The 13133-nt window shown below is 35.6% G+C and carries 11 protein-coding genes; 7 read left to right on the top strand and 4 right to left on the bottom strand.

Going from position 1 to position 13133, the window contains the following annotated elements; genetic code table 11:
• Nucleotides 1–36: 36 nt before the first annotated feature.
• Complete coding sequence (locus ACMGGO_RS23190; RefSeq protein WP_048395473.1) at nucleotides 37–417, bottom strand: VOC family protein; 381 nt, start codon at nucleotides 415–417, stop codon at nucleotides 37–39.
• Nucleotides 418–642: 225 nt separating this feature from the next.
• On the opposite strand from ACMGGO_RS23190, the gene ACMGGO_RS23185 reads away from it, so the two are divergent.
• Together ACMGGO_RS23185 and ACMGGO_RS23180 are read left to right on the top strand one after the other, a co-directional pair.
• Nucleotides 643–2592 carry a methyl-accepting chemotaxis protein gene (locus ACMGGO_RS23185; protein ID WP_420282295.1) on the top strand — a complete coding sequence of 650 codons (1950 nt, stop codon included), beginning with the start codon at nucleotides 643–645 and terminating at the stop codon, nucleotides 2590–2592.
• Between the two features lie 279 nt (nucleotides 2593–2871).
• A complete protein-coding gene (locus tag ACMGGO_RS23180) occupies nucleotides 2872–4821 on the top strand; it encodes a methyl-accepting chemotaxis protein (protein ID WP_420282294.1) in 1950 nt (649 codons plus the stop codon).
• A 61-nt stretch (nucleotides 4822–4882) separates the two neighbouring features.
• On the opposite strand, the gene ACMGGO_RS23175 is transcribed toward ACMGGO_RS23180, so the two are convergent.
• The gene (locus ACMGGO_RS23175) at nucleotides 4883–5302 is read right to left on the bottom strand and encodes a VOC family protein (protein WP_016992246.1); all 420 of its coding nucleotides are present in this window, start codon (nucleotides 5300–5302) and stop codon (nucleotides 4883–4885) included.
• A gap of 235 nt (nucleotides 5303–5537) precedes the next feature.
• Between ACMGGO_RS23175 and guaC the strand changes: the two genes are divergently transcribed.
• Together guaC and ACMGGO_RS23165 are read left to right on the top strand one after the other, a co-directional pair.
• A complete protein-coding gene (gene guaC / locus ACMGGO_RS23170) occupies nucleotides 5538–6521 on the top strand; it encodes a GMP reductase (RefSeq protein ID WP_103119016.1) in 984 nt (327 codons plus the stop codon).
• A 195-nt stretch (nucleotides 6522–6716) separates the two neighbouring features.
• On the top strand, nucleotides 6717–8447 hold the full coding sequence (locus ACMGGO_RS23165) for a methyl-accepting chemotaxis protein (protein WP_420282293.1): 1731 nt from the start codon (nucleotides 6717–6719) through the stop codon (nucleotides 8445–8447).
• Nucleotides 8448–8502: 55 nt separating this feature from the next.
• Here the strand turns inward: ACMGGO_RS23165 and ACMGGO_RS23160 are convergent, their stop codons facing one another.
• Nucleotides 8503–8727, bottom strand: a complete 225-nt coding sequence (locus ACMGGO_RS23160; protein ID WP_016992248.1) for a hypothetical protein — start codon at nucleotides 8725–8727, stop codon at nucleotides 8503–8505.
• A gap of 206 nt (nucleotides 8728–8933) precedes the next feature.
• Between ACMGGO_RS23160 and psiE the strand changes: the two genes are divergently transcribed.
• Nucleotides 8934–9386 carry a phosphate-starvation-inducible protein PsiE gene (gene psiE / locus ACMGGO_RS23155; RefSeq protein WP_420282292.1) on the top strand — a complete coding sequence of 151 codons (453 nt, stop codon included), beginning with the start codon at nucleotides 8934–8936 and terminating at the stop codon, nucleotides 9384–9386.
• A gap of 17 nt (nucleotides 9387–9403) precedes the next feature.
• Here psiE and ACMGGO_RS23150 read toward each other — a convergent pair whose 3' ends face one another.
• On the bottom strand, nucleotides 9404–10660 hold the full coding sequence (locus ACMGGO_RS23150; protein WP_420282291.1) for a GNAT family N-acetyltransferase: 1257 nt from the start codon (nucleotides 10658–10660) through the stop codon (nucleotides 9404–9406).
• Between the two features lie 130 nt (nucleotides 10661–10790).
• Between ACMGGO_RS23150 and ACMGGO_RS23145 the strand changes: the two genes are divergently transcribed.
• Nucleotides 10791–11798 (top strand): HAAS signaling domain-containing protein, encoded by a 1008-nt coding sequence (locus tag ACMGGO_RS23145; RefSeq protein ID WP_374805792.1) that lies wholly within the window; start codon nucleotides 10791–10793, stop codon nucleotides 11796–11798.
• 151 nt (nucleotides 11799–11949) lie between these two features.
• Nucleotides 11950–13098, top strand: coding sequence for a SpoIIE family protein phosphatase (locus ACMGGO_RS23140; RefSeq protein WP_374805791.1), 1149 nt, complete (start codon nucleotides 11950–11952; stop codon nucleotides 13096–13098).
• Nucleotides 13099–13133: the final 35 nt, after the last annotated feature.

The raw sequence follows: 13133 nt of genomic DNA, 5'->3' as shown, positions 1-13133 counted from the left end.
ACTTAACTCTAACAAAAAACAAGCAGATTCCGTTATTTATTTTTTCTTTTCAACCAAGGCAAAGTAGTTATTTTCAGGGTCAGCAAAGTTAAAAACCCTACCCATTGGCATCATGACTAGATCTCCTACTTTTACGCCCTTTGCCTGAAAATCTTGGTACATCTCTTCAATTTTATCAGCGTAAAACATAATAGAAGGTGTTCCTAAATTTAGATCAGGTTGCATTTTAGCAATAATTTCTTTGTTATGAAGCACAAAGGATGTTTGAGCTTCCTTAGTTGGTGCAATTTCAATCCAGCGCATGCCTGCTTCTTCCTGTTCAGAAATGACCACAAACCCCACTTTTTCTGTCCAAAACTTAACAATTGCATCTTGATCATTAACATATAACATTACTTGTCCTATTTGATGAATCATGACTTCATTCCCTCCTCTTTTGAGCATTAGTATACATCAAAAAGCAGCTTTATATAGCTTCTAACGCCATCAATTTAAGGAAATTTCAAACAATTGATAATGATATACATTACTAAGAAATAATTAATTCAAAGTACTTAACTTTTATTTTATTTCTGATAGAATGAGTATTATTTACCTTTAAGGGAAAAGTATAGAATAAAATATTATGTGAGGATAATACAATTGAAACAACTAAGTTTAAGAAAAAAGCTTATTTTTTCGTTTTTAGCCATGCTTCTCATCCCAACACTCTTGATTGGAATAGTATCTTACCAAAGTGCTGAACAGCAAATTTCAGAGGAGCAACGCGCAAGTGCGACTGAAAGTGTACGCATTCTAAATTCCAATATTACAAACATGATTGAACCTAAATTGAAAGATGTACAATATTTTTCACAGAAATTTAGTGAAACTTACTTTCAAGATGAGAGCATTTTAGAACTGAAGTCATTATTAAGTGAATATGTCAACATGCACCCTGAAGTAGATCTGATATATATTGGAACTGCTGAAGGCAAACTGTTTGATCAGCCTGTTCAAGAGTATCCTGATGGCTTCGACCCTCGGACAAGACCTTGGTATAAGCAGGCTTTAGCTAATAATGGAAAGACCTCAATTACTGCACCATATGTTACACAATCTACAGGTGACATTGTCATCACAATTACTCAGGCATTACCGGATGGTTCTGGCGTATTAGGATTAGATCTAAATATTTCTACATTAAGTGACATTACGAATAATATTCGTATTGGAGAAACGGGCTTCGCTTCTCTTTTAGATAACAATAAAATTTACATTGCTCAGCCAGATAAAGAAAGTGGTACAGAGGCAACGGAAAGCTACATAACAAAAATTTATGAGCAGGAAAGCGGTACTATCATTGAAAAAGACCGTCACTTACAATTTGTTACGAATGAGTTAACGGGTTGGAAAGTAATTGGTACAATGTTTACTGCGGAAGCTGCAAAAGCTGCAGCATCCACATTGAATATAAATTTAATTATCATTATTGTTTCCATTCTCGTTGGCGTTATTTTCATGCTCTTTATGATAAAGTCTATTGTTAACCCAATTAATCAATTGAAGCAAAGCGCATTAAAAATTAGTGACGGTAATTTAACGGAGTTTATTGAAATCCATTCTAAAGATGAAATAGGTCAGCTTGGAGAAGCCTTTATCTCTATGAAGGTGAGCTTAAAAAAATTAATTCGAAATGTTGATCAAAGCTCACAACATGTCCAAACAGCCGCTCAAAATTTATCTGCTAATGCAGAACAAAACATCGCTGCTTCAGAGCAAGTTGCCGATGCCATGCACCAAATGGCAATTAGTACAGAAAAACAAACAACAGGTATTGATCAGAATGCCATTTCAGTTGAAGAAATTGCTAAAGGCGTTGTTGAAGTGGCAGACAGTTCCATGCAGGTTTCTGACCTCTCTAGCCATGCTATCCAATTGGCAGAAGAAGGTGGACAATCTGTCAAACAAACTGTACATCAAATGAATTCTATCCATAATTCTGTAACACAATCAGATACAATGATTAAAGCACTCTATGACCGCACGAAAGAGATCGGCTCCATTTTAGAAATGATTAGTGCTATTTCAGATCAAACAAATTTACTAGCACTAAATGCTGCTATAGAAGCAGCTAGAGCAGGAGAACATGGCAAAGGCTTCGCAGTAGTGGCGGATGAAGTACGCAAATTAGCAGAGCAATCACATCAGTCAGCAGAGCAAATTTCCGCGCTCATTACTACTATTCAGCAGGATACGGCAAAATCTGTAGAGACAATGGTCAAAGCGTCGACAGATGTTCAAGAAGGCTTACAATTGACAGAAGAAACAAGTAGAAAATTCGAGAGCATTATTGAAAGTCTTCGGAACATCGCGCCGAAAATGGAGGATATTTCAGCATCTGCTCAAGAAATGTCTGCCGTTGTAGAAGAAGTGTCAGCGACCGCTATTGAACTTTCCGATCACGCAAAATTAAATGCTGCTGCTACAGAAGAAGTTGCCGCTTCCACGGAACAAACTTTATCTTCTATGCAAGATATGGCTTCGTCTGCCAAAACCCTACTTGATATGGCGGATGAATTGCAGGGTTATGTCAATCGTTTTAAATATTAATTATTTAACTGCTAGATCTGAGTTCAAGAAAGTATTGAACTCAGATTTTTTCTATTCCAAAAAGATAGGAAATTACAAAATAAGATATTTTTCTACAAATAGTAGCGTTACATAACTTTATTTTCCAGATTTTTCAGAAAATTGTGTTGATTATTATTCATTTTCCTCTTAGAATCAGATTAAACATTTGAACGACTTAGGAGACTACTAGTGTAATAAAACCAATCACGTAGTTAATTCTATTACACTTCAATAATGTCGTTTAAGGAGGAATACTATATGAAACGAATTAGTTTAAGAAAGAAACTCATCTTTGCATTTTTAGTCATACTTCTCATTCCCGCACTTTTAATCGGGTATACCTCCTTTAAAAGTACCAAAAATCAAATACTAGAAGAGCAGCAAGCAAGCGCCAAGGAAAGTGTGCGTATGCTTAATAGTAATATTACCAATACAATTGCTCCTAGAGTTCATGATATCGAATATTTTGCCAAGAAAATAAATCAGTCTTATTTACAAGATGATAAAAAAGCTGAATTAAAAGGTCTTTTTCAGGAATATGTAAATACACACCCTGAAGTAGAACTAGTATATATAGGGACTGCTGATGGGCGAATGATTGATGAACCTGTCCATGACTATGCAAGTGATTATGATCCTCGGAAACGTCCTTGGTATATAGAAGCCATTGATAATAAAGGACATGTATCCATCACTTCTCCATATATCTCGAAATCAACAAATAACATCGTTGTGACAGTTATGCAAGCTCTTCCTGATGATTCTGGCGTAATTGCCTTAGATTTAAATATCTCTCTTCTAAGTGCACTGACAGATCAAACACGTATTGGAGAAACGGGCTTTGCCTCTCTGTTAGATAATAATAAGTTATATATTGCTCAAAAAGATAAGGAAAGCGGCACAGAGGCAACGGAAGATTATGTTTCAAAAATTTACGAAAAGCAGGAAGGTATTATTACTGAAGGTGACCGTCATTTACGCTTTGAAACAAATGAAATCACAGGCTGGAAGATAATTGGTACAATGTTCATTGCAGAGGCTACTAACGCTGCTACCTCAACCTTTACTATTACATTACTTATTATTGGTATTTCTATTATTGTTGGTATTATCTTTATGCTCTCAATGATTAAATCTATTGTTAACCCAATTAAACAACTACAGCAAAGTGCTCTTAAAATTAGTGAAGGTGATTTGACAGAGTTTATTGATATTCATACCAAAGATGAAATAGGACAGCTTGCTGAAGCATTTGTCTCAATGAAAGTTAGCTTAAAAAGACTGATCCGCAATGTTGATCAAAGCTCACAACATGTTCAAACCTCGGCACAAGGTCTTTCAGCGAATGCTGAGCAAAATATCGCTGCATCTGAGCAAGTGACAGAGGCTATGCAACAGGTAGCGATTAGTACGGAAAAACAAACAACAGGAATCGATCAAAATGCTGTTTCTATTGAGGAAATTGCAAAAGGTGTTGTAGAGGTAGCAGATAGTGCCCTACAAGTTTCAGACCTATCCAGTCAGGCCATCCAATTAGCGGAAGAAGGTAGTCAATCTGTTGAGCACACTGTTAATCAAATGGTATCCATTCATGATTCAGTGGCTCAATCCGATACGATGATTAAATCCCTATTTGATCGTACAAAAGAAATTGGCTCCATTATAGAAATTATTAGCGCTATTTCAGACCAAACAAACCTTCTTGCTCTTAATGCTGCTATTGAAGCAGCACGAGCAGGTGAACACGGTAAAGGCTTTGCAGTTGTAGCAGATGAAGTACGTAAATTAGCGGAGCAATCTCATCAATCAGCAGAGCAAATTTCTACTCTGATTACTGGCATACAACAAGATACAGCTAAATCTGTACAAACGATGACGAAAGCTTCTGCAGACGTTCAAGAAGGTTTACAGCTATCCGAGGATACGAAAAAGAAATTTATAAGTATCGTTGGAAGTCTTCGAGAAATTGCTCCTAAAATGGAGGATATATCAGCTTCAGCACAAGAAATGTCTGCCGTTGTAGAGGAGGTATCCGCTACTGCTATTGAACTGTCAGATCATGCAAAACTAAACGCAGCTGCATCTGAAGAGGTTGCCGCTTCAACGGAACAAACATTATCTTCCATGCAGGAAATCGCCTCTTCTGCTAAAACATTGCTTGATATGGCAGATGAATTACAAGGCTATGTAGATCGTTTTAATTACTAAATAAGAAAGCACGATGATACTTGGTTTAGCCCTATCATCGTGCTTTTATCTTGTTATTTAATTATTCATTTACCTCATGGCTAAATTGCCATTCAACGCCAAATTTGTCTGTAAGTGAGCCGTAACATTTGCTCCAAAATGTTTCTTGAAGCTCCATTCTCACGTTACCACCTTCTTTAAGCTTATCAAATGCTTGACGCATTTGCTCTTCATCATCGGATACAACAGCTAATGTGACATTATTCCCTGTGGAAAATGGCATGCCTGGAAATGTATCTGAGAACATAATTCTACTACCGAATACAATAAGTCGTGTATGCATGACAAGATCTTTTGCTTCTTCTGGTAATGGATAGTCTGGATTTTGTGGTGTCTCTCCAAACGTCATAATTTCAGCCTTGTCCGTATTAAAAACGTCTTCGTAAAACGCAACTGCCTCTCGACAATTTCCATTAAAATTCAAATAAACCTCTACTGCCATTTTCAACACTCCTTTGTCATTTTTTAAAACAATTCTATTGTACATGGATTATAAAACATAACACAAATTATAACTAGAATATTTCATCTTCAAAGTAAGTTGTCTCCTTTCTTTTTAAATTTTTTATTTATTTTCACAAAAGCTTTGACATTTACTCAAAAATCATGTAAATTACCAAATGGCGAACAATTTAAATTAAATCTTAAAAAATATTCGTATTTTAGGAGTGTATATAATGGATAACGTATTTGACTATGAGGATATTCAACTAATTCCCGCAAAATGTATTGTAGAAAGTCGTTCAGAATGTGATACTTCTGTTACTTTAGGTGGTCACACTTTTAAACTTCCAGTAGTACCTGCAAATATGCAAACAATTATCGATGAAAATCTTGCAAAGAAACTTGCTGAAAACGGTTACTTTTACATCATGCACCGTTTCCAACCAGAAACTCGTCGAAACTTTATTCTAGAAATGCAAGGAAATGGCTTAATTGCTTCTATTAGCGTTGGTGTAAAAGAAGAGGAATATACATTTATTGAAGAATTAGCAGCTACTAATTTGGTACCTGATTTTATTACAATTGATATTGCACATGGTCATTCAAATGCTGTTATTCGTATGATTCAGCATATTAAAAAGCATTTACCAAAAAGCTTTGTTATCGCAGGTAATGTAGGAACACCTGAAGCGGTGCGTGAGCTTGAGAATGCTGGCGCAGATGCAACAAAAGTTGGGATTGGACCAGGTAAAGTATGTATTACTAAAATCAAAACAGGTTTTGGTACTGGCGGCTGGCAACTAGCTGCACTACGTTGGTGTGCAAAGGCTGCTACAAAACCAATTATTGCTGATGGTGGCATTCGTACACATGGAGATATCGCTAAATCTGTACGTTTTGGTGCTTCAATGGTAATGATCGGTTCATTATTCGCTGGTCACGAAGAGTCACCTGGTGAAACAATCGAAATCGAGGGTAGAACAGTGAAGGAATACTTCGGCTCTGCTTCTGAATTCCAAAAAGGTGAACGTAAAAACGTCGAAGGTAAGAAAATGTACGTTGAACATAAAGGTAGCATCAAAGATACATTAATCGAGATGCAACAAGATTTACAGTCATCTATTTCATATGCTGGTGGCACAAAGCTAGAGGCTATTCGCAATGTTGATTATGTAATTGTAAAGAACTCTATTTTCAATGGAGATAAAGTGTATTAATCGATGTAAACCTGCTATATTAAGCTTCAACATCACCCCAATTAAGAGCTGTTTTTTACTCTTGATTGGGGTGATTTTTTTGGACCTATTTCACTTAAAATACCGTATTTATTTTCAGAATTTTCTATTTTATTAAAAAATTATATATTATAATAGAACTATATTGAAGGAATGAAGGAACGGGGGTTGTATCTTATGAAGTCAGTACGTAATAAACTTGTTAGTCTTGCTATTATAGTTATTCTACTATCAACAGGACTAGTTGGAACCGTCAATTATATGGTGGTGAAAGGAGAACTCGATCAGGTAGGTCGAGATAGTCTTAAAAATGGCACACTTGGCATACTTGAACTAATTGCACAGTTAGATACTCAAGTTCAAAATGGGAAATTAACGCTAGAAGAAGCTCAGGAAAGTGCTAGAACACAGATCGTTGGTAATAAAATTGAAGATAACAAAAGATCCATTGATAATCCTGTTAAATATGGAGATAATTTTTATTTCTATGCTTTCCAAGATAGTGGTATGGTTGAAACTCATCCATCCCTAGAAGGACAAAATATTTCAGATTTACAAACAGAGGATGGGCGCTATTTTGTACGAGAAATGATTGAAGCAGCAAATGCTGGAGGAGGATATGTACGTTATGATTGGGCCCTTCCCTCAAATCCTGAAATCGTTGCGCCTAAGATAACTTATGTAGAAAAGGACAAGCATTGGGGCTGGATTATAGCAGCTGGTACATACGAAATGGACTTTAATGCAGGTACGAATAATGTTTTATACTACACACTAGGCATGACCATCCTTGCAACGATTATTGGTGTATCACTCTTCTGGTTCTTCTCTGGACGAATGACAACCTATATACGAAAAATTATGGTCATTACATCTGATATTGCTAAAGGCAAGCTAACTGGTGATGACATACCTGTTACTACAGAAGATGAACTAGGTATACTAGCTAGTAACGTGAATAATATGAAACATAGCTTACACGAAATGGTCAACAATACAAAGGATAGTGCGTCCCAAATGCGCGTTTCTTCAGAAATGCTGAGTGCTATTACTGAGGAGACGACTGCTTCTGCTGATGAAATTCATCAAGCCATCAATGATATATCTAAGGGAGCTGTAGTACAAGCTGAGGAAGCAGAAATGGCCATTAGTAAAGTAGAAACACTGTCCTCACTTATCTCAAATGCTACAGATAAATATAGTGAGATTACAGAAAATATGAATATCATTAATCAATCACAAGAAAACGGTAGACAAAAAGTAGATGTATTACTTCAAAATTCAAGTGAGTTTACGCAAGTGATTGAGGAATTAAGAACAACTTTCTCAAGTTTGACAAGCCAAATGAAAGAAATTCATCAAGTCGTACAAACAATTACATCCATTTCTGAACAAACAAATCTATTAGCGCTAAATGCAAGTATTGAAGCAGCCCGTGCAGGTGAACATGGCAAAGGGTTTGCTGTCGTAGCTGAGGAAGTCCGTCATTTATCTGAGGATACGAATGAAGCTACTAATCGGGTTAGAAACCTATTACAGCGTATTGAGGTCGATACCGCTAATTCAGATTCAAAAATGATACACACGCTCCAACTGTCACAAAATCAGGCCATGTCGATTACGGAAGTAAAGGGAGCCTTTACTTTTCTAGCAGACTCCATTCATGGCATTACAAAGCACCTTGTTTCTTTAGACAAAGGAATGAATGACATGGCGCAAAATCGAATAGTCGTGATGAACGCCATCAATGAAATAGCAAGTGTCGCTACACAATCTGCCGCAGCTACCGAACAAATTAACGCTTCTATTGACGAACAAAAGTCAGCAGTGACATCTATCATGCACTCCTCTATGGAGCTTCATACAGAGGCAGAGCGCATGTACGACTTGGTAGAACGCTTTACATGATAAAATACTATATAAAAAAGAATGCTACGCATATCCGTAGCATTCCTCTTTTACATTATAGTTTGTTAATTACTGCGTGGATTGTTTCCTTAAGCTCTGCATCGTGATCTGCAAGATCTACAAGGTTCCCTAGACGTTCACGTAATACAGGACGCTCAATTACTAGCTTTTCATCAAGTACTTGTACCAGTAGCTCGATAATAAGTCGATCACGAACATTTAACGCTTCTTCTAAACGTTCTGGTGTAATTTTCGCATCAGTTTTTGCAGATTTTGCCATTTCAAAAACCCCTTTTATATTTTATATTCATGCACATCTATTTTAGCATACCACTAAATTATTTTGAAAACTTTCTTTCATTAAAATATACCAAAACTTTACAAAATACTAAGAAAAGATTTACGACAAATTGTTATATTTATATCATAATACACTACTACTCGACCATATGATGATGTATTTACAAAACCGATTGGAGGAATTGGATGAATCAAAAAAATACGACTTATTTACAGCTCATTAAAGCTGTGCCAAAATCTCTACAGCTCTTTCTCAATGTTTGCCTTGTACTATTAGCACTGATTCTCTGTTTTTTATTATTTAAGGAGCTAATTGAATTTCTTAAAATATTACTATTCGCTAAGGAAGATGGTGATTATAAACTATTCCTTGCCAATATTCTTATTTTCTTTTTATATTTCGAATTCATCACAATGATCATTAAATATTTTAAGGAGGATTACCATTTTCCACTTCGCTATTTTATCTATATAGGTATCACAGCAATGATTCGACTAATTATTGTGGAGCATGATCATCCTCTAAATACGTTAATTTATTCATTAATTATCCTCATACTAATCATAAGCTACTTTATTATTAATATAACGCCACTTGAAAGGCCAACACGTTCTTCCATTCTCATCAAAAATGATTAAAAGCCCTCACGCCCATTCTAAAATGCAGATATACATGTGGGCTTTTCAAACACATAGAAGAATTGCTGTAAAGCCTGTGAATACTGATTATCACTAATCTGTATTCGACTCAGCATAAATAGCTCTTGGACCGTTACTACGCCCATTACTAGTGATGAAAGCTCAGCTACATCTATCGTTACTTCAACATCATAGCTATCACTTTCTAGCATTTTAATTGTACCGTTAACAGCCTCAACAATAAGTTGCTGATTATTTTTTGCCAGTAACGAATCCATAACATTCAATTTAAAGGTCAAAGTGACACCGTTAAAATTGCGTGTTAGTAGCTCATCAAAAAAGCCCTTCACATTAATTATACGGTACATTAGACCAATTCCTGACACGGCACTTGCGTGATAGACACTTGGAATTAAATGATTTGTGCCATTTCTAACATCCTCTAAAAAGAAATGGACATTTTCTTCTTGTGTATTCCATTCGATTCGGTTTACTTGATCTGCTTGACTGTTTAAAAATGTACTAAGCTCTAGCAAAGCCTCCGGAGTTTCATAGATCCACTCCTTAATGACCAAATTATTTAGCATAAAATTACTATCGCTTTGTTTATTAAAAGAAAAGGCAATATAGCCCTGAACTGTACCTTCCTGTTCCATTGCAATCACATAGTTATCTGGATTATTAAAAATAAAAGATAGTTCCGATTGTGTTTTAAGAAACATCCCATGTTTTTTTGCTACTACCCTGTTGTAGCAATCTACTAGCTGTTGTTGATCTTCAACTGTCAAATATTTAAGGTGCTTTTTGGTTGGTCCTTTCGGGAAGTTTGAAGGCTCTACCAAGTATTGATAGATTTTCGGTCCATAGCCAAAACCCATTTTTTTATAAAAATCTGGTCTAAACGGATACAAGGCCACAAAATGGATATTTTTTTCTAAAAAGATGTTAAAGAAATGTTGGATTAATTCTTTTGCAGCCTTCTCTTTTTTATGTAATAAATCAACTGCAACAAGTCCTACCCCACCAATTGGTAGCATTTTAGAGAACAGATTCATTTGAAAGTCATGTAGTCGCATACCACCAATGAGTTTGTCCTTTTCCCAAAGTCCGTAATAATGAAGAGATTCATCATTGCTCTGATTTTGCATAAAGAGCTTTTTCAGCTGTTCTTTTGTTATTTGTGTTCCATTCAATCTTCCTGGATACGCTCCTACAACGATATTCACAAAGGCTACAAAATCTTGCTCTTTTAATAATTTCTCTACAACCCTCATCATGTCCCCTCCATTTTCAAATTGTTGCATGTTGTTCACGAATTTTTCATATTAATTTTTATACCCCATAATAACATATATTACCACGACCAATTAATGAGTACTGAAAATGATTAAAGGAGGAAAATGTATGACTTTAATTGATTCATATATTCACGAAGTGACTAAAAGGCTACATAAAAATAAACGTGAGATAATCAAGGTTGAACTAAAGGCTACTATTGAGGATATGTTGCCAGAGCAATATACAGAATCTGAGGTGAAGGAAGTAATTAGGAAGCTTGGAAGCCCTTCAGAAGTTGCTGCACGCTATCAGGATACTCCCCACTTTTTAATTGGTCCAAAGAATTTTGAACAATATACAAGAACCATCAAGCTAATTATTCCTTGGGCAATTCTTATTACGATCATTGTTCAAATAACAGAGAAGATGGTTCTCTATTCTGGAGAAGAAGCACTTCTCACAACCATTATTACAGCATTTGTAGGGATGATTGTTGCAATTATTGCTGTGTTATTTCACGTTTTGTTTTGGGTTACGGTTATTTTTATCATTAAGGACCGTTCTAGGGCTGAAAGGTTTTCGATGCCTTTTCTGAGAGATACCAAGCCATGGTCACCTGATGATTTAGTACAGATTAAAAGGATTCCCAAAGATAAAATTATTCCTATAAGTGATACGATTTTTAGCCTTTTAGGAATACTTATTTTTTCTTTTGTTTACTGGAATGCCTATCGTCTTTTAGGTATTTATACAACAAATGACAACGGCAGCTTGAAATTTGTTATGCCTATCTTTAATCAAAATATTTTACAATCGTTTATTCCCATGGTCTTACTATGTATTATCCTAAGTCTCACTTTAACCTTATTAAAATGGCGTGCAGGACAGTGGACAATGCCTATTGCCATCACTAATGCACTACTTCAAAGTGTAGGAACGATTGTGTTTATTTTAATAGCGATACACCAAGATTTTATTCACAGCGCCTCTATCCCTTATATTGCGGCTATTACAGAAACAACCTCAGCTAAAGTTGCCTTCACTATTGATAAAATCCTACTTGTCAGTATGATTATTGCTGTTTTAGCAAATGTATTTGATATCTACCAAGGATTTAAAAAAGCGAAAATATAACGCCCTTCTTCTTCATATACCTAGTAAACCATACATTCAAATCGCCAAAATACCTTTATTCTCTGATGTTTTGTATAATGATAAAGTTGAAAGTATTTTATATATGTGAAAAATAATCTGCACAATTCAATCAGAGTAAGGGGAAAGTACTATGACCATTCTTCTAGTAGATGACAATCAAGTCAATTTATTTGTCATTGAGAAAATACTAAAAAATGCAGGTTATGATAACTGTGTTTCTCTTTCATCTGCTTATGAGCTATTTGATTATTTACAATTAGATTCACCCAATCCGACAGGAAATTCAGTAGATTTAATTTTGTTAGATATTATGATGCCGGAAGTAGATGGTATTGAGGCCTGCAAACGCATTAAGCAAAATGAGAGATTAAAAGATATTCAAATCATTTTTGTTACAGCACTCGAGGATAAAAACAAACTGGCAGAAGCCCTAGACATTGGTGGTGTAGATTATATTACTAAACCAATTAATAAAACAGAGTTGCTTGCCAGAATGCGTGTTGCCTTACGTTTAAAGGCAGAATTAGACTGGCACACACAGCATGAAAAGAAAATACAATATGAACTAGATTTAGCAACCCATGTACAAAGGAGTCTTCTTAGCCCACCGTTAAATGAGAAGGACATCCGTATTGAAGTTTCTTATTTACCATCCTCTAATTTGGCAGGAGATATGTATTATTGGTACAAAATAGACGATCATCGTTATGCCATTATATTATTGGATATGATGGGTCACGGTATATCGGCAGCGTTGGTTTGTATGTTCATCTCCTCTGTTCTAAGAGAGGCGGTTAAGCAATTGGTAGAACCTGAGCTTGTCATCCAAGAACTGAATCGTTATATGACGCTATTACAAGATGGGAAAGAGAATAATCTTTATTATTTTACAGCGATTTATTTAATCATTGATACAGAGCAAAAAACAGTCGAGTACATAAATGCTGGCCATCCTCCTGGATATGCACTAATCGATGAAAAAACATGTATTCCATTAGATCAGGGTAGCTGTGCAGTCGGTTTCTTCGATGAAATAAAAGTGAAAAAGCAATATATTCAATATGAGCATGACATTCAAATCGTGTTATTTACAGACGGTGTATTAGAGGCAATGGGACCCTGTGAATTAGAATCAGAAAAGCATTTGCAAACGCTAACATCCTCAAAGTGGGATTATTCACAATGCCTAATCGATAACCTTTTGCCTAAGGATAAACAAGAGAATCAGCCTGATGACATGTGTGTTTTAATGATTCAAGCTAGCACTAATACTATATAAAAAAGCAGAGGCTATCCGTTAAAGATAGCCTCTTA

Source organism: Lysinibacillus sp. BNK-21, from assembly GCF_048684915.1.
Lineage (GTDB): Bacteria > Bacillota > Bacilli > Bacillales_A > Planococcaceae > Lysinibacillus > Lysinibacillus capsici.
This window is presented reverse-complemented; position numbering and strand designations above follow the sequence as displayed.